18 protein-coding genes are annotated in these 18,527 nt (G+C 33.5%); 8 read left to right on the forward strand and 10 right to left on the reverse strand.

The annotated features are described in order from the left end of the window. Positions 1–3 precede the first annotated feature (3 nt). Positions 4–669 carry an N-acetylmannosamine-6-phosphate 2-epimerase gene (locus tag E2558_RS08610; RefSeq protein ID WP_126564676.1) on the reverse strand — a complete coding sequence of 222 codons (666 nt, stop codon included), beginning with the start codon at positions 667–669 and terminating at the stop codon, positions 4–6. 215 nt (positions 670–884) lie between these two features. On the opposite strand from E2558_RS08610, the gene E2558_RS08615 reads away from it, so the two are divergent. Next, positions 885–1,691, forward strand: a complete 807-nt coding sequence (locus E2558_RS08615; RefSeq protein ID WP_126564675.1) for a MurR/RpiR family transcriptional regulator — start codon at positions 885–887, stop codon at positions 1,689–1,691. Positions 1,692–1,742: 51 nt separating this feature from the next. Here the strand turns inward: E2558_RS08615 and E2558_RS08620 are convergent, their stop codons facing one another. Beyond that, a complete protein-coding gene (locus tag E2558_RS08620) occupies positions 1,743–2,606 on the reverse strand; it encodes an ROK family protein (RefSeq protein WP_126564674.1) in 864 nt (287 codons plus the stop codon). Positions 2,607–2,847: 241 nt separating this feature from the next. Between E2558_RS08620 and E2558_RS08625 the strand changes: the two genes are divergently transcribed. The 4 genes from E2558_RS08625 (at position 2,848) to E2558_RS08640 (ending at position 6,948) form a co-directional block, all read left to right on the forward strand. After that, positions 2,848–3,729 carry an N-acetylneuraminate lyase gene (locus E2558_RS08625; RefSeq protein ID WP_126564673.1) on the forward strand — a complete coding sequence of 294 codons (882 nt, stop codon included), beginning with the start codon at positions 2,848–2,850 and terminating at the stop codon, positions 3,727–3,729. A gap of 49 nt (positions 3,730–3,778) precedes the next feature. After that, a complete protein-coding gene (locus tag E2558_RS08630) occupies positions 3,779–5,311 on the forward strand; it encodes a sodium:solute symporter family protein (RefSeq protein WP_126564672.1) in 1,533 nt (510 codons plus the stop codon). A gap of 105 nt (positions 5,312–5,416) precedes the next feature. Further along, positions 5,417–6,238 (forward strand): CPBP family intramembrane glutamic endopeptidase, encoded by an 822-nt coding sequence (locus tag E2558_RS08635; protein ID WP_126564671.1) that lies wholly within the window; start codon positions 5,417–5,419, stop codon positions 6,236–6,238. Between the two features lie 83 nt (positions 6,239–6,321). Then, positions 6,322–6,948, forward strand: coding sequence for an NDxxF motif lipoprotein (locus E2558_RS08640; protein ID WP_126564670.1), 627 nt, complete (start codon positions 6,322–6,324; stop codon positions 6,946–6,948). Positions 6,949–7,143: 195 nt separating this feature from the next. Here E2558_RS08640 and E2558_RS08645 read toward each other — a convergent pair whose 3' ends face one another. Next, positions 7,144–7,959 carry a CPBP family intramembrane glutamic endopeptidase gene (locus E2558_RS08645; RefSeq protein WP_126564669.1) on the reverse strand — a complete coding sequence of 272 codons (816 nt, stop codon included), beginning with the start codon at positions 7,957–7,959 and terminating at the stop codon, positions 7,144–7,146. Between the two features lie 171 nt (positions 7,960–8,130). On the opposite strand from E2558_RS08645, the gene E2558_RS08650 reads away from it, so the two are divergent. Beyond that, entirely contained in the window at positions 8,131–8,796 is a 666-nt protein-coding gene (locus E2558_RS08650; RefSeq protein ID WP_126564668.1) for a CPBP family intramembrane glutamic endopeptidase, read from the forward strand. 83 nt (positions 8,797–8,879) lie between these two features. Here E2558_RS08650 and E2558_RS08655 read toward each other — a convergent pair whose 3' ends face one another. The 6 genes from E2558_RS08655 to pcp all read right to left on the reverse strand — a co-directional run bounded on the left by E2558_RS08655 (position 8,880) and on the right by pcp (position 14,369). Then, positions 8,880–9,512 (reverse strand): ATP-binding cassette domain-containing protein, encoded by a 633-nt coding sequence (locus E2558_RS08655; protein ID WP_126564667.1) that lies wholly within the window; start codon positions 9,510–9,512, stop codon positions 8,880–8,882. Continuing rightward, positions 9,499–10,272: an ATP-binding cassette domain-containing protein gene (locus tag E2558_RS08660; RefSeq protein ID WP_126564666.1), complete on the reverse strand. Its 774-nt coding sequence runs from the start codon at positions 10,270–10,272 to the stop codon at positions 9,499–9,501. The genes E2558_RS08655 and E2558_RS08660 overlap by 14 nt, the downstream gene beginning before the upstream one ends. Further along, on the reverse strand, positions 10,239–11,006 hold the full coding sequence (locus E2558_RS08665; RefSeq protein ID WP_126564665.1) for an ABC transporter permease: 768 nt from the start codon (positions 11,004–11,006) through the stop codon (positions 10,239–10,241). The genes E2558_RS08660 and E2558_RS08665 overlap by 34 nt, the downstream gene beginning before the upstream one ends. Next, positions 10,996–11,955, reverse strand: coding sequence for an ABC transporter permease (locus E2558_RS08670; protein WP_126564664.1), 960 nt, complete (start codon positions 11,953–11,955; stop codon positions 10,996–10,998). The genes E2558_RS08665 and E2558_RS08670 overlap by 11 nt, the downstream gene beginning before the upstream one ends. Beyond that, a complete protein-coding gene (locus E2558_RS08675) occupies positions 11,948–13,510 on the reverse strand; it encodes an ABC transporter substrate-binding protein (RefSeq protein WP_126564663.1) in 1,563 nt (520 codons plus the stop codon). The genes E2558_RS08670 and E2558_RS08675 overlap by 8 nt, the downstream gene beginning before the upstream one ends. 220 nt (positions 13,511–13,730) lie before the next feature. Next, positions 13,731–14,369, reverse strand: a complete 639-nt coding sequence (gene pcp, locus E2558_RS08680) for a pyroglutamyl-peptidase I (RefSeq protein WP_126564662.1) — start codon at positions 14,367–14,369, stop codon at positions 13,731–13,733. A gap of 272 nt (positions 14,370–14,641) precedes the next feature. On the opposite strand from pcp, the gene E2558_RS08685 reads away from it, so the two are divergent. Both E2558_RS08685 and E2558_RS08690 read left to right on the forward strand, forming a co-directional pair. Then, entirely contained in the window at positions 14,642–15,415 is a 774-nt protein-coding gene (locus E2558_RS08685) for an acetoin reductase (RefSeq protein ID WP_126564661.1), read from the forward strand. Positions 15,416–15,620: 205 nt separating this feature from the next. After that, the gene (locus E2558_RS08690; RefSeq protein WP_188349592.1) at positions 15,621–16,994 is read left to right on the forward strand and encodes an MFS transporter; all 1,374 of its coding nucleotides are present in this window, start codon (positions 15,621–15,623) and stop codon (positions 16,992–16,994) included. A 302-nt stretch (positions 16,995–17,296) separates the two neighbouring features. On the opposite strand, the gene E2558_RS08695 is transcribed toward E2558_RS08690, so the two are convergent. Continuing rightward, positions 17,297–18,271, reverse strand: a complete 975-nt coding sequence (locus E2558_RS08695; RefSeq protein WP_126564659.1) for a choloylglycine hydrolase family protein — start codon at positions 18,269–18,271, stop codon at positions 17,297–17,299. Positions 18,272–18,527 lie beyond the last annotated feature (256 nt).

Below are 18,527 nucleotides of genomic sequence, written 5' to 3' on the forward strand. Positions count from 1 at the left end.
CTCTTATTGAATAGCGTCTACAAAACGTTCAGTGATTTGTTTAGGACGTGTAATAGCGCCTCCAACTACTGTACAGTGTACGCCAAGCTCACTTACTTTTTTATACATTTCAGGTGTGATGACGTTTCCTTCTGCAATGACTTTAGCATTTACTTTCTGTAAGATTTCTTTTAAAAATTCAAAATCATTTTCATAAAGAATATGACCTTTAGTATATGAAGTATACCCACGTAATGTTGTGCCAATGTAATCAAATTTTAAATTATCTGCTTGAACAGCTTCTTCGACAGTTGAGATGTCAGCCATAATTTCAACATTTGGTGCTTTTTCACGGATATAATTTACTAATTTTTTTAAAGATTCTTTTGGTCGTTCTTGTTTCGTAGCATCTAAAGCAATGACTTCACAACCACTTTCAATAAGTTCATCAACTTCTTTTGAAGTAGCAGTGATAAAAACATCTGAATTATCATAGTCACGCTTAACAATACCAATCACTGGTAAAGAAACTTCGTCTTTAATAGCTAAGATATCTTCTTTAGTATTTGCACGAATTCCTGATGCACCGCCTTGATAAGCAGCTAATGCCATTTTAGACATAATAAAAGATGAATGTAATGGTTCATCTGGTAATGCTTGACATGAAACGATTAGACCTTTTGGTAACATAAAAATTCACTCCACATATTTAAAATTTGTAAATAGCTTATTAAGTTATAAAGCAAAAACAATTTAATATTTTGTGTTGTTCTGAGATTATTGTTGTTTAAAATTTATTTACTCATATCATAACATCGAGAAAATATTTATCAATTTAAAAATATAATTTGAAAAATATTTTCATATATAATAAAGTTTATATAGCTTAAGTCAGAGGTGATGAGATGAAATTTGATAATCGTGTACAACGTAGTAGTCATTTATTAACTAAAATGGATAAGAAAATAATTGAATATATAAAAACACACGAACTAGATGATAATTTTTCAACGATTAATTCCTTAGCTTATGCTATCGGCACATCACCTGCCACAATTACTAGGTTTAGTAGTAAGTTAAATTATAATAACTTTCAAGATATGAAATTTAGTTTACAACATGAAAAGTCAGAAAAAGTGGTTGAAAATGCGCCATTAGTACAGTTGATTCATAGTTATCATCAAAATATTATTCAACAAACTGGTGAGTTTATTTCCGAGGAAAAGATAAAAAGATTAGCACATAATTTAAAAACATGTAGGCAAGTTAATTTTGCGGGTTTAGGAAGTTCAGGATTAACAGCAAGTGAGTTTTATTACCGTACAATGCGTATGGGAGTCAAAGGTTCCATTTCAACAGATGCACATCAAATGAAAATTTCAGCCTCATTATTATCATCTAAAGATATGTTTGTAGCGATTTCAAATAGTGGTGAAACATCTGAATTAATTGAAGCGAGTAACATTGCTCAAATACGAGGTGCTTATGTAGTCGTAATTACTAATTTTGAAGGGAGTGCACTAACTAAGAATGCAGATTTAGTGCTAATAACAAGTGCTCGTTCAAGTAATAATGACTCTAGATTCATTAATTCTCAAATAGCTACTCATTTTTTAATAGATCTTGTAAGTTATATATTACTAGGAGATCCTAATATGCACCGTACTTATCAACAAACACGTCAAGTTGTATTAAATAATGAGAAAGAATAAATATAAATAAGCCGTATCGATAAGTAAATAAGACTAACGATAGGCTTTATACTATTTTTTTATAGCACCAAACAATGCTGCGTGATTTTCTGTTTTAGTAGTTTGTAATCGCGCGATGCCATAATCGTTTGGAAGATAATTATGAATTTTAGGTTCAATATATTTTAAAAGTTTATCGCCTTGGGATGAAATACCGCCACCAATTAAAATAAGACCTGGATCGTATATGATTTGTATTTGAGCAATGCCCTCAGCTACGTGATTACTCCATTCATTTAAAATATCTACGGCTTGTGGATTTCCTTCTTCTGCTAAATCAAATAATTTAGGAACATCTGTTTCAAATTCGAACTTTCTCTCTAACATTAATGCTTTCAGCGAAGAAGTTGAAGCTCTTTGTTCGAATGTTTTTTCATCTTCAGCGCGGTAAAGTAAGTAGCCAATTTCATTTGCGCGATGGCGAGAGCCTTGGTAAATACCTAAACTTTTACTATAAAATGCGCCCCCAATACCTGTTCCCAATGTTAAACAAAAGATATTATCTTCTTCATAATTATGGAAGGTTAGTTCTCCAAGTAAAGCAGCATCAACATCATTATAAACAGTAATATCTGTTGATAAATCTTTGAATGCTTCAAAGAAGTTAGTACCGTCAAAGTTTTTTATAGTTGGTCCTGTATAAATAATTTGGCCTAATTCTGAATTAACAACACCTGCACTTGATATACCAATATGAGGTGTTTTCAAATTATATTGCTCCATAAAAGATTGAATCACTTTGTAAGTTTCATCAATGATTAATACATCTATATTGTTTGGAGTATCAATTTTTTTATAATCTATCATTTCAAGATTTTCATCTATTACAGCAACTTTAATATTAGTGCCTCCGATATCTACCGCAATTTTATACATGCAATAACCTCCTCATACAACGTTTATTATATTCGTTATTTTCTAGAATGAATATTCTCTGAATTATTTTGAAAATAATTTTCATTAAATTTAGTATATTTTGTTAAAATTTTTCAAAAATGGTTGTTCATTGAAATGATAGCGTTTACAATTCAAATTGTAAATAGAAATTATTGTTGTTGAATTTATATCAAACTTTATAAAAATTAATTCATATAAAAATAAATGGAGGTAATCAAATATGGAAGAGAAATTAAAAGGCTTATACGCTGCACTATTGGTGCCATTTGATGAACAAGGTCAAGTGAAAGAAGAAGGTTTAAAACAAATTGCTAAAAATGCTATCGAAACTGAAAAATTAGATGGCTTATATGTTAATGGTAGTTCTGGTGAAAACTTCTTAATTAGTAAAGAACAAAAGAAACAAATTTTTAGAGTAGTTAAAGAAACTGTGGGAGACGATGTAAATTTAATCGCTCAAGTAGGTTCATTAGACTTAAATGAAGCAATTGAACTTGGTAAATATGCTACTGAATTAGGTTATGATGCATTATCAGCAGTTACACCATTTTATTATCCATTTTCATTCGAAGAAATTAAAAATTATTACTTCGAAATAATTGAAGCTACACAAAACAATATGATTATTTATGCAATTCCAGATTTAACTGGTGTAAATATTAGCATTGAACAATTTGGAGAACTCTTTAATCATGAAAAAGTTGTAGGCGTAAAATACACAGCACCTAACTTCTTCTTATTAGAGCGTATTAGAAATGCGTATCCAGATAAATTAATCTTATCAGGCTTTGACGAAATGTTAGTTCAAGCAACAATTTCTGGAGTAGATGGTGCAATTGGTTCAACTTATAACGTTAATGGTCGTCGTGCACGTCAAATCTTTGATTTAGCACGTGAAGGCAAAGTTGAAGAAGCATATAAAATTCAACATGATACAAACGACATTATTGAAACAGTGTTAGGCATGGGTATCTATCCAACACTTAAAGAAATCTTAAAATCTCGTGGTATTGATGGTGGTTTACCAAAACGCCCATTCGCACCATTTAATGAAGATAATCGTGAAGCATTAAACAATTTAATTAAAAAATATGATTTATAAATATAACAACAAGTAAACAACATAATTTGTAAAGCAAGGGGTGTCAGTTATGCAACAGGTTGGATTTGGGATGTGGAATTGGGTTGCTGTAATTGGGTATTTAATCACGATGTTATTAATAGGGGCGTATTTCACAAAACGCGCTGGTAAAGATACAGATAGCTTCTTCACTGCCAGCGGGCGCCTTCCATCATGGGCTATCGGCTTCTCAATTTATGCTACAACTTTAAGCGCAATTACATTTATGTCTACACCAGAAAAAGCATTTTTAACGGATTGGGCATACATAGCAGGAAATATTGCGATTGTCGCAATTATTCCAATATTAATCGCATTTTATGTACCATTTTTTAAAAAATTACGTGTTACATCAGCTTATGAATATTTAGAAGCACGTTTTGGACCAAGTATTCGTGTTATTGGTTCATTATTATTTGTTATCTTCCACTTAGGACGAATTGCAATTGTTATTTATTTACCAACATTAGCAATTACTGCTGTTTCAGATATGAATCCATACATCGTAGCTAGTCTTGTAGGAATTTTATGTATTTTATATACTTTCTTAGGTGGCTTCGAAGGGGTAGTATGGAGTGACTTTATACAAGGCGTAATTTTATTAGGGGGCGCATTACTTATAATTATTATCGGAGCATTTGAAATCAAAGGTGGCTTCGGTACGATTATGAGTGATGCTATTGCTAATAAAAAGATTATTAGCGCTGATAACTGGAAGTTAAATTCAGCTGCAGCAGCGATCCCAATTATTTTCCTTGGAAATATTTTTAATAACTTGCATCAATATACTGCCAGCCAAGATGTAGTTCAACGTTATCAAGCATCAGACTCGATGGAAGAGACAAAGAAATCTTTATGGACTAATGGAGTGCTAGCATTAATTTCAGCACCTATATTCTATGGTATGGGAACAATGATGTATTCATTTTATCATCATGAAGAAATGTTGCCTAAAGGTTTTAATACGTCATCTATCGTACCGTACTTCATTTTAACTGAAATGCCTCCGTTTGTTGGCGGCTTACTTATCGCAGCAATATTCGCAGCGGCACAATCAACAATTTCATCTAGTTTAAACTCAATTTCGGCTTGTATTTCTGAAGATATTAAACACCGTTTCTTTGGAAAAGGAGCAGATAAATCAGAAGTTAATTTCGCAAGATTAGTTATTGTTGTAGCAGGTTTACTAAGTTATGCTATCTCAATGTATTTAATTTACGCAGATTCTAACAACTTATGGGATCTATTCTTACTTATTACCGGCCTGTTTGGTGTACCATTAGCAGGTATTTTCGCAGTTGGTATCTTTACAAAACGTGCGAATACAGTAGGTGTGCTTGTAGGATTAATTGCCGGCGTAATTATTGCTTACATTTTAAATGGTGTAGGTGGCGGAAATTCACCATTCTATGTGTCAATCATTTCATTCTTAGTTTCATTTGTTTTTGGATATTTAGTAAGTTTCGTTGTACCTTCAAAAAATACAAAAGATATTACCGGACTTACAATATTTGATAAAGACAAAGCATCTACATATATTTCTAAAGTAGCTGAGAAAAAATAGTATATAGTGAAAAAGAGTTAGAGAGTGCGCTTTCTAACTCTTATTTTATGTTTAAATGCTTGTGTTAAACTAAATTTGTTAAGTAAAAGAATTAGGAGTAACATAATGAAACTATTAAAAATAATTGGCATGTTTATTCTAGCAATTTTAATTATGGGAGTTACCCAAGGTATTACATCATTATTTGATAATCTTATTGAGTTTTTAGGAATTGGCGTTATTTTACAAGGTATATTTTATATTATTTTCGCTTTTTTCGTAGTGCGATTTTTTATTAAAAGGATATTCAAAGATAGTTTAGAATCGTACCGTATTACTGCACCTAAATTTCATAAAACATATGTCCTACTTGGTTTAGGATTACCAATTTTAGTTTATGCTATTTATTTCATTTTTGTCCCTGGTGAATTTAAAATTCATCATTTTAATTCGTTAAATGAAACAATGCGTATGATATTTTGGTCAATCTTTGTTACTGCACTTGGCGGCGGGATTGTTGAAGAAATGGTGTGTCGAGGCTTCTTAATGGGTTATATTGAGAAGCAAACGAATATTAAAGTTGCTATTATTTCGACATCTGTCTTTTTCGGCGTGATCCATGTATTGAATGGGGCACTCAATATAAGTAGCTTCTTACTATTATTGATGAGTGGTTCTCTAGTAGGCCTTATGTTTGCTTTAGCCACTTATAAATTCAATACGATTTGGGCAAGTATTACCTTGCATTTCTTTTGGAATCTTTCTCAAATTATCTTTATCACTGAAAAAGAAAGTAGCACTGCCGTATGGCAATATGTATTACATACGAACAACATAGCTATATCAGGCAACCAGTTTGGCTTCGAAGCTTCACTTATTTCTATTTTTGGTTATCTTGTTGTCATCTTATTATTACTAAGAGTTAGAAGAAACTCACGACTTAGTTGAGTTACTTAAGAAAGGTTTAAAGTTACTGAGAAGTTCACTATACTTAAACTGTAATGTAAAAATTAAATAAAAGGAGATTTGATATGAAAAAGATAGCATTATTAATTTCAACTTTTATATTAGTTATTACAGTAGCAGGATGTTCATCTTCTGAGAAAAATCATAAAAAAGATAGTGAGACTGAAAATAAACATACTGAGAACAATGAAAGTCATAATCATAAAATTCCAGAACACATTTTTGATAAAACAATGTCTAATAAAACAATTTCTGAAGCTACTATGAAGAAAGATATAAAAACATATTTAGATTCTAGCAGAAAGCTAAGCGATGCTACTGAACCTTATGAAGATAAGTTAGATTCTGATAAAAAATTATCTGAAAAACAGCAGAAAAATTATGATAAAGTATTAAATTTACGAGTTCAAAATGACGCTAACTTTGCTAAATACATAAAAAATAATAAATTACCGAATAAAGAATATGAAAAATATAGTAAAAAAATTAGTCAATATATTACAACATCTAATGACATGGATAATAAAGCTAGAAGTATGTCAAAAAAAGCTGAAGAAAAGTTAGATGAAGATGATTTAAAAGAGTTTAAGAATATATACAAAAATATAGATATTGTTAATGGTCGTGAACAAGATAAAATTGAGAAATTCTTGAAAAAGAAAAATATTGAAACTATCGCTTTTGATAAATAAAAAAACAGGACTCCGCAAACTCGGGGTCCTGTTTTATTTTGCGATTTAAGAAACATTTAAGCTTGAATGACTTAGAATTTTGTTATGTTATAGGTAGGTTACATATTTTGATATTTTATTTTTGAAAATGACTGCGCCAGTTGTCCTTCATTTTCAAGAAAAAAAGTAGTCCTAAAAACGGACTACTTAAATAATTTAACTAAATAATACGGTGAAATAACCAACAAGAATCAATATACCAGTAACGCCATTATGGATCATGTGGACCATCATACTATCGCGAACATTGCCTCTACGGTGATACGCAAGATAAAAAATCATGCCCATAAAGATATACATTAATGCAGCTACCCAATTGGTTGGATTATGTTGAGAACCGAAAATAATTGATGAAAGAATGAATGGTAACCAGAAACGACTGCGTTTAAAGAGTGTTTCTTTAAAGATACCACGATAAATCAATTCTTCTAAATATGGAGCAATGAACGTGATGGTTAACGCAAATACAATAACTGGGAAGGCTTGGCCTAATTGATCCGGACTAGGTTGTCCATCCATGTTGCCAAGTAACATTTGGTCGTTTTTAGTCGTTCTTGAGCCTGTGACAACTAACATTAATAGAGACATACCAATTACCAGTAGGCGTAGTAACACAGCCCAGCCAATATTTATCGCAATGTCTTTACCTTTAAATTTCTTCGGTTGTTCGTATGTGTGACGTTGATAGTATCGTCTTACAAACCACACAATGATACCAGTGAAAAGAAGGAAAAGTAATGTAGACACTGTGCCAGTTAATAAGTCCATATGAACTGAAAATCCAACAATGAAACTTAAGGTAACGATTGGAATTTCAGCAAGTATGAACCAACCAATAAAGATAAGGATATTTAAAAACTTATTCCCCTTAGGATAACGTTCTTCTTGAGATTGTGGAGTTTTATCTTGATGTGAGTATTCAGGGTTTGAAGCGGATGAAGCGTATGTATTCCCATTTTCATATTCTTGCATGTTAAACCCACCTTTATTTAATATTTAGAACTTTGAAAACGGATACTGCACTTTGAATGTAACATATATTTGACATTTAAGCTATATAAGTTTAGTAAAATTATTTTTTAAAAATAAGTGGAGTTTTAATTAAGAGAACAAAAGATTTCCCGAGAAATGAGGAGGTAAATAATGTCACAAGAACAAGTAGATTCACAAACTAAGCAAACTGATTTTCAAATTTCGCATAAAGCGTATTGGAAATTATTGTTACAATCTATTTTTATGATAGTTGTAATGTTTTTCGCTGAATCGATGGTTTTAGCATTAGCAGAAGAGAGCCCTAAATATTTCTGGGTTAGTATTATTCCAGTTGTCATCGCATTTTTATTATTATGGTTATTTAAGTTGAAATTATTTAATTTTAGCAAGATTACCAAACAACAATGGATGTTAATCATTATAGGTTTTGCTTTAATGTTCGGTGTAGATTATCTTTCATCTTTTTTCATGCCAGAGACAAATAATGAAAAAGGATTAGAAGAAGATTATAAAAATGTGCCAATCTTGCTTCAATTTTTATCAATTGGCCTCTTAGGACCAATCTTAGAAGAAGTTGTATTTAGAGGATTACTTATTAAAGGCATATTTAGAGGCGCGCCAATTATAGGAGCCATTGTTTCGGTCATATTATTTGCGGGTGCCCATGGCCCAATTACTATTGGAGAATGGTTTGTTTATGGATTTTCTGGCTTAATATTTGTATTTGCTTATTTGAAGACTGGACGCTTAGAAGTAGCAATACTAATTCATATTTTAAATAACTCATTTGTTGTCATTCAAAATTATTTCTGGTAAATATGCAATCATTATTAACATTAATATATAGAAATGGAGAGGTCTAATGTATTCACTAGATCTCTCCTTTTAATAACCTTTTCTTAATCACTACCAATTTTTAAATGTTTACCGGGAAGGCTGTGTAATAAATACGGATCATGCGTAATAATAATTAATTGCAAGTTTTCAATTTCTCGCAAAGTCTGTAAAATCAGTTCTTCATTAATCACATCTAGGTTAGTTGTAGCTTCATCTAAGATAATGACGTCAGGCTCAACTAACAAGGCTTTCGCTATCCATAATCGTTGGAATTGGCCACCACTTAAATTACTCACTTTTTTATTTAATAACTGTGAGTCTAATTTACATAGTGTCATCGCGTTCTGCATTTTTTCTTTATGCAAGTGTTCAGGGATATGAAAGTTTTTCAAAGGTTGTTTTAATATCCATTCAACAGTCTTTCTAGGATCTAGAGTATTTGAATTATACTGTGGAATATATTGAATATGTTTCATCCACTCATAGCGTGATACTTTTCCGAGAGTTAAATCGTTATAGTTGATGATACCTTGATAGTTGTCATCTAAACCGGCAATGATTTGAGCGAGGGTAGACTTACCGCTCCCACTAACTCCACTAATAATGATGTTTTCATGACTATTAGCTTCATAATTAAAGTTTCTAAATATTGTTTTATCTGAAAATGATTTATTCAACTGTTTAATTTGTAACATATTGATTTCTCCTATTCGAAAGTTCAATCAATTGTCGTGTGTAGCTATGCTGAGGGTGCTCTAAAATTTGTTGAGCCGTACCGCTTTCAATGATTTCGCCTTGATACATAACGCTAATATGCGTGGCATATTCTCTAACTAAACTTAAATCGTGTGTAATAAATAAGATGGTCATTCCATGTTCTTGAATGACATGATTTAATAAGCGCATTAAGTTATTACGGTTATCATAATCTAACGCGCTTGTAGGTTCGTCGGCAATCATGAACTTGGCTTCTCTAATAATTGCTATTACTAATGCCACACGTTGTGCCATTCCTCCGCTTAATTGAAAAGGGTAGGCATGAAGTACATCTTCTACTTGTGTCCAACCTAAATTTCTAAATTGACGTAACACGAATTCACGTTGTTGATCGCGAGAGAATTTAGAATTAAATGAATTAAATAAGGCATCGAAATGTTTTTGAATACGCACATTTTGAAAGAAATTACTATTTGCATCTTGGAACATAGCATCTGTTTGATTAAGGTTAATTTCAATCTTTCCTTCATAACGTAAGTTAGGTTGATGCATGTGTAAAGCAGTACGGGATAGTAATGATTTACCGCTACCACTTTCACCTACTAAACAATGGAAACTACCTTCAATCACGTCTAAATCTACATGTTTTAATAGTGCAACGTCGCCATCGTAGACGGAGACATTTTCCAAATGTAATAAGGACTTTAACGAATGAAGCGTCGATTCAATATTTGACATATGAGCGCGAATCCTCCTAACAACACACCAGGGAAGAAGAATAGCCAAGGTGCAGAATAGAAATAACTCTTACCGTCATACAGGATAGCGCCTAATTCAGGTAAGGGTGGTTTAACGCCTAATCCAATAAAGGCTAAACCAGAAATACTTAACATTAATTTACCGAAATCTGCGGTTACGAGTGCCATGACGTTACTTAAAAGATGTGGAATGACATGATGGATAGTCGTTTGAACTTTAGATAAGCCACTTAAAGATGCATATTTCACAAAGGGTTGTGTTTGTGCATCACGGGCTAAATTTCTGAAATAACGTAAATAACGACCTAACCAGCCAATAATAAGCGCTAAGCATAAACCGACAATCGAATTATTAACAAAGCCAAGGACAACCAATGCAATAATAATCGCAGGAAGCGCAATTAACATATCAGCTGCCGCCATCATAATCGAATCGAACCAGCGTCCGATAAGTGCAGACATCAAACCTAAGATGAGGCCAAGGACGACCGTGCCGATTAAAATGAGAGTAGTTAATCCAAGTGTGACCATACTGCCAACAAAGAGTCGTGTTAAGAAGTCGCGACCTAAATCATCGGTACCAAGTAAATGATGGAAGCTAGGTGGAATTAACGCTTCCGATTGATGAATGTCATTCGCGTTATCATATAAGGTGTAGGCGAGCATGGCGAGAACTAAAATGATAATGGGCCATATCCAATATTTAATCTTCATAAGTTATACGGCCTCCTAACTTTTTAGACATTCTTAAGCGCGGATCACTTTTCTCTAATAAAATATCGCCAAGGAAATTGAGCACCATAATCATTAAAATAATAATCATTAAGATACCTTGAATTAACGGATAATCACGCAAATTAATACCATTGATTAACAGTTTACCTAATCCTGAAATACTAAAAATCACTTCTAGAATAATGACGCGACTAAATAAGTGAATAAAATTATTAATCGTAATGGTTAATAACGGTGCTAATATTTCTTTGATTTGCACATAAATACGATCTTTCAGTTTAAATTGTCGTAATTGTGCCAACTGATAAGGTTGGTTGTGAAGTGTACGTTCGAAAAGATGACTGCTGAGTAAAATCATATGGCTACCTTCTACTAACACTAATATAGTGATAGGGAGCACAAAGTATTCCCAACTATTACTACCTACAAATGGGAATAAATGCCATTTCACACCAAAATAATAGATGAAAATGATAGCTAGCCAATACTCAGGTAATGATGTAATAAGTTGAGAGAGTCTCATAATTGATTGCGACCACTTAGAACGTGGATGATTACCACATAAATAACCAATGATATAGCCAAGTGGGAATAAAATCATCGCTGAACCAAGAATAAGTTTTAACGTTGGTGCCATTGCTTGAGTAATACGATGAGTGACGGGCTCTCCATTACTAAAACTTGTGCCTAAGTCACCTGTAAAGGCATGTCCAAGCCATTGTATGTAGCGAATAGGCATCGCTTGGCTAAGTCCTAACTTTTCTTGGGCCATTTTAATGCGTTCTGGTGTGATTTGTGCGACACCATGTTCTTGTAAATATTGAACGGCAGGGTTGCCGGTGGTATTTTCCAAAAGAACAAATAGAATAAATGAAATGACGACTAAGTAAATCACTAATTTTATAAATTGTTTAATAATATTATTCATGGTTCTTTACCTTCAATTTATCAAAGTTTATAGGTGCATCTGTTTGGCCAGAAAATTCAAAATTGCTGATTTTAGGTGTCGTTACAAAGGTTTCGTTCGGATAAGAAATTGGCACCGCTAAGTATTGATTATCAATATAGTTAGATAATTTGTCGAAAGCACTTTGACGTTGCTGCTTATCAATAATTGTAGGGAACTGTTTAATCATTTCTGTTAATTTCGAATCATCTGCGAATGCGCCTGGTTGGTGATCTGCTTGTTTGAAACGTGCATTTAAGAAATTATATGGCATTAAAGCATTAGTATAGGTACGGTAATAGATAAGGTCAAAATCTTTACGTACTGTTAGCGTTTCGTAATACGTTTGAGAGTCTAAGATGTTGATGTCTAGTTTGATGCCTACTTTTTTCAATGCTTGTTGCATAATTTCAGCTTTCGTTTTCCACTCTGGAAATTCATGGGTTTGAAGTGCAAGTTTAAGTGACAGTACTTTGCCATCCTTTTCAAAATAGCCGTTAGAATTCTTCTTATAGCCAGCGTCTTTGAGCAATTTCTCTGAATCTGAAGGCGCGTATGTATGATTGTGTTGATTATTTGAATTAACATATGGCACGTCATTTTGGAATAACCCTTTGAGTTTCTTGTTAGGTGAAAGGTCGTTAGTATCTATAGCTTTACTGATAGCTTCACGAATACGCTTATCTTTTAAGACTTTATTTTGTGGGTTAAAGCCCATAAATTGAGTTTCTGTACTTGGATAAGAATTCACTTTTAAATCATTGTTACGATGAGATTCTTTGACTTGTTGTGGCGTCATCTGACCTAATGAACCGCCAGTAATATCGATAGAACGACTTTCAATGGCTAAGTGTCTCGAATCACTATCCTCAATCGATTGAAAGGTTAGATTGTAATCGAGAGGATGGCCATTGTGATAATACTGATTGGGTTTAAATGTTACTGTTTCATTCGTTGAGCCAGCCACTTTGAATGGCCCCGTACCAATCGCTTTCTCGAACTTGCCAGTTGTCTTGCCATCTTTTATCGCATGAGGACTCATGATACGAAGCGGTCTAATTTGCGTGAGTTCAGGCAATAATTGGTTAGATGATTCCTTCAATTTAATCTCAACTGTATATTTATCTTTAATATTGACCGATTGCAATTTATCTAGCGTTTCCATTGGATTCGTTTTATCTGTCGCTTTCGCTCTCTCTATTGAAAATTTGACCGCCGACGCATCAAAATCAGAACCATCATTAAACTTCACATTATGTTTCAAATGGAACGTATAGTCTTTACCATCTTCTGAAGCCTCCCATGATGTAGCGAGACCAGGTTCAATTTTGCCACCTTTACCATAGGTTACAAGCGGTTGGTATACCGCACTATATACGGGCATAGGAACATCAAATGCTTGAGCATCTAATTTGTTAGGGTTAAATTCGCGGGGTAACGACACTTTAACCTCTTTATCGTCATGATGTTGTTGAGCACAGCCACTTAACATGAGCATGGCGCACATAGAAAGAGAACAGAATATGCGCTTTTTCAATACACTACCTTCTTTCCCTTATATACATAAATATATTTTTTGTATTAAGTTCATATACAAATTTTATTATATATGATACACCTTTAAAGTCTTCTTTGAAAATTCAAGTTAGAATTTGTGACATGAAAAAAGAGGGCAAAAGCCCCCTTAATCTTGAACAGTTATAAATTTAAGCACTTATAGTGTGATGTACTAATTATTGATTTAAAGTATATTCAATTTAATGTGTTTCGCCTAATGCGATTTTTGCGTCTTCATCTCTTGATATTGCTTTAATTGCAGCTGTTAAGCCTTTAGCAATCGTTTCGATAGACATTGAAGGCTTTTCAGGTTTATCGGTCACTTGTTCTGGAATAAATGGTACATGAATGAATCCGAATAATAAACCAGGATAAGATTTGTCTGCTAGGTAACCTAATTGATATAAGATGTGATTGCAGACAAAAGTGCCTGCCGTGTTTGATAAGCTTGCTGGAACGCCGGTTTGTTTAATCGCTTCTGTCATCTTCTTAACTGGTAAGTTTGAGAAGTATGCAGGTGCGCCGTCTTCTTGAATAGGTACATCAAGCGGTTGATTTCCTTTATTATCTGCAATACGTGCGTCGTCAATATTAATGCCAACACGTTCTGGTGTTAAATCATAACGTCCCCCAGCTTGTCCGATAGCTAGTACGGCATCATAGCCACCTTTAGCCAATTCGTTATCCACTGCGTCTTTTGATTCATGGAAGACAGTGGGGATTTCTAACTTTGTAATTGTATGTTCGCCAATGTGCTCGTCTAATTGTTTCACTGCCTCTAATGCAGGATTAATCTTTTCGCCACCAAATGGATCAAATGCTGTAACTAGAATTTTCATTATTGATTTCCTCCCTTAATTTTTAAAATGCCCAGAAAAATATCAAAGTAATGTTAGTAACAATGGAAGAACTTATATTTTAAAACGTTGAAGACTAGTAATTTTCTTAATATTAGCATTCTTAATTTTCAAATTAAAGCATGGTTTAAGTAAGAAGAAAGTTAATTATTATCGGTAACTAGAATTATGAACTTTATTTGTGTACTTATATAAATAGTAAGTAATTTTATACTATTGTGATAAAATATAAGTGTAAAAAGGAGGAATGTTTTATGACAAAAACAGCAGTTATTACAGGATCAGCAGCAGGTTTAGGTAAAGGGATTGCAGAGCGTTTAGCCAATGATGGATTCAATATTGTGATTCAAGATATTAACCAAACAACACTTTTAAAAACGGAAGAAGAATTTAAAGGTAAAGGATACAATGTTGTAGCATTCCATAGCGATGTATCTAAAAAGAAAGAACAAGAAGAATTAGTTCAATTCGCAGTTGCAGAATTTGGCCACATTGATGTCTTTGTAAACAACGCTGGTGTTGACGCAGTATCTTCAATTTTAGAAATTACTGAAGACGAATTAGACAAATTATTCCATATTAACGTTTATGGAACACTTTTCGGAATTCAAGCAGCAGCAAAACAATTTATTAAACAAAATAGCAAAGGTAAAATTATTAACGCATGTAGTATCGCCGGACATGAATCTTATGAAGTGTTAGGTACATATTGTGCTACAAAATATTCAGTACGCTCATTCACTCAAACAGCAGCGAAAGAATTAGCTGAAAAAGGTATTACAGTCAATGCTTATTGCCCAGGAGTAGCTAAAACAGAAATGTGGGATCGTATCGATGCTGCTATGGTTGAGTTAGATGATAGCTTAAAACCAGGCGATGCTTTCGAACAATTCTCATCAGCAATTAAATTAGGTCGCTATCAAGAACCGAAAGATGTGGCAGCTTTAGTATCATTCTTAGCGTCACCAGATTCAGATTACATCACAGGTCAAGCCATCTTAACAGACGGTGGATTAGTGTATAGATAAACCGAATATAAAATTGAAAAGTTTAAAGAACTAAGTTTCAAGCAAAAACTCCCCTCAACAATATGAAGAGGGGAGTTTATCTTTACATATTAGTAAAACTATACGTAGTATACCTTTTTCTTTCATGATACAATATTTATATAAATGAGAAACATTCTCAATGAATCGCATAAATATATATCACAGTAAGGGAGTGTATGATGTGATGTCACATCAACGTAAGTTTGACGGTAAACTCGTCATCGCAGCAAGTTTTGCAGTGTTAACATATTGGTTGTTCGCGCAATCATTTATAAATATAGGTACAAGTGTCCAAAAAACATTTGAAGCCCCAGCATCGATAATGAACCTGTCAATTAGCCTTGTTTCATTCGTCACAGGCATATTCATGGTCGGCGCAGGAGATATTGCTGATAAAATAGGAAATCTCAAAATGACAATCATTGGACTAGTCTTAAGCATTATCGGTTGTCTTAGTCTTATTCTTATCCCAGCTACACCGTTCCTAGTCATTGGCCGTATTTTCCAAGGACTTTCAGCAGCCATTTTACTGCCATCTACTATTGGACTAGTCTCAGATAAATTTGAAGGCCAAGAATTGCGTAAAGCATATAGTTTTATGATGATAGCAACTGTAGGTGGAATTGGTTTTTCATCTTATATAGGTGGACTAATTTCTAGTTATTTAGGATGGCAAACCGTTTTTATTATTTCTATCATTTTATCAATTATTGCAATACTTATTTTAAGTCGCAGACAAGAAATACCTCGTTCACAACGCGAGCATCAAACATTTGATTACGTAGGGATGATTGTCTTCGGTATTTTTATTGCCTGCCTTATGTTAATCATGACACAAGGATTTACATACGGTTGGACTAGCACTTTCACACTAACTATTGTAGCCCTTGGTCTCATCGCACTCATCGTTTTTTATTTTTTTGAAAAAGGCAGAACCACACCATTTATCGATTTTTCAATTATAAAAAACAGAGCATTTCTTGGTTCTACAATTAATAATTTTGTGCTTAATACTGGTGTAGGTACAACTGTCGTCTTCAATGGCTATGCACAAAAACAATTTGGTATGAGTGAAGTACAAACAGGTCTGGTCACTGTGCCATACGTCTTCATGGCCATCGCAATGATACGATTAGGTGAAAAAGCAATACAACGTTATGGTGGGAAAAGCATGTTAATTGCAGGGCCATTATTCCCGACTATTGGAATTATCCTAATTAGTTGTACATTTTTATCTCAAAGTTGGTACATCGGTCTCGTGACATTTGCTTTTGTGGTATGCGCAATTGGTAACGGCTTAGTAGCTACACCAGGTTTAACGATTGCCGTATTTAACATGCCAGAAGAAAAAGTAAGTTTTGCGACAGGTTTATATAAAATGGGAGCTACTTTAGGAGGTGCCTTCGGTATTGCTTTCAATACTACTATCTTCACCGTATGCCAACAATTCTATACAGTAGAAACCTCAGCCATGATTTCATTTTTAGCAGGTGCTATTATCATGATAATTGGCCTAATATCAGCATTTATTCTTATACCTAAAAACGTTAAAGCATAATAAACAACAAGCGTGACTGTTCAATTAGCCACGCTTGTTTTGTTTATAAATACTTGTTTAAAATTTTAGATATAGATGTTGAATGAAATTACCCAACCAGTAAATAGCGTTTTTGATAAGTGTGAGTGTTCAAGTACTTATATAAGTAGTTCTCAGATAGATTACTAAGTGTAGTTGTGGAGACTCCTAGTGGAAAAGAAAGAGCCTCAAGACTACAGGCTTAAGCCTTTCCCACAGGAACGCACAACAACTTAAACGAGTGAACATTTATCTAAGAACTACTCTACATAAAAAGTACATATTTAATTCACTTTATCTGTCGTTAAGCCTTGTGGTATTGGATCAAAGATGACTAAATCATCGCTATTTAATAAATCCTCGGTTAGTTGTAATTCGACAATGCGGTTAGAATTATAATACTTCACATACAACGTACGCGTAGTCAGATTAAATACAGTTTGATACAGCGTATAGTGGAACTCATTTTCAGAGGGGCGAACGGCACCTTTAGGAATGCTAACGCTATCTAGAATTCTAAATGCATCGAGCACCGCATCATCACCATCGTCAGGCAACATATTATGCACGAGATAAGTTGCTCTGACATAACGTTCTGCAGATGTATAGCCACCTGGCAAACCAGATGTGCCACTTTCATTTCCAATATATAAATTCTTATAACGTTTATATTGAGGTTTGTGAGGCGTCACATTCGCGTAGTTCTTCAAGTTCTCGTAATGCCAATTCAAATCAGGACTATTTGTTAGTACGCCAACTGGATTATCATGAATAACGATACGACCTTCTACAAATGTAATTTCTGCAGTTCGGCCTGTCACATCTGATACATGATAATGTAATGGTGGTGCTTCGTTGATATCGTTTAAAGTATGCGCAACGACATTGACTTGATTAGATTGTTCAATCAGTTCAGCAATCGATTGATTATATCCAAGTACCCATGTTAATACTTCAGTTTGCGAAATATTAATATAGCCATCGCGAATTTCATTAGAATATGATGCATAACCACGATCATATTGATTCGAAATCGCAAGTCCATGCTCATTGACACCGTCTCCAAAAATAAACCCTTCCATATCAGAACCAGCACCGGTAAAGCCATACTTTGTTGTGCCTTTATAATCAACACGAGATTCCCAATAGTAGCGACGTGGCTGCACAGCAGGATGACCAGTTAGTGGATAGTCGTAATCCATAGTGCGACCTAAAATAACGTCACCATTTTTAGCTTGAAACGTAAAACCTGTACACATATGTAGAAACCTCCAGTATTTAAAGTGAGAATTATTATCAATTATAAAGTTTCCGATTACGTATTTCAATTTTTATAATGTTAGGCATAAAAATATCCCTTATGAGCTATTTAAATGGCTCTATAATAAGCTCTATAATAAATTGGACTGATGACTAAAAATCATCAGTCCAATTTTTATGTTTTGAATACAAAAATAGCGCAATTACCTCTATAATTATTAGCTACCACACCAAATAAAAAAGAAAGGTAATGCG

It is taken from the genome of Staphylococcus pragensis, from assembly GCF_004785665.1.
Classification (GTDB): domain Bacteria; phylum Bacillota; class Bacilli; order Staphylococcales; family Staphylococcaceae; genus Staphylococcus; species Staphylococcus pragensis.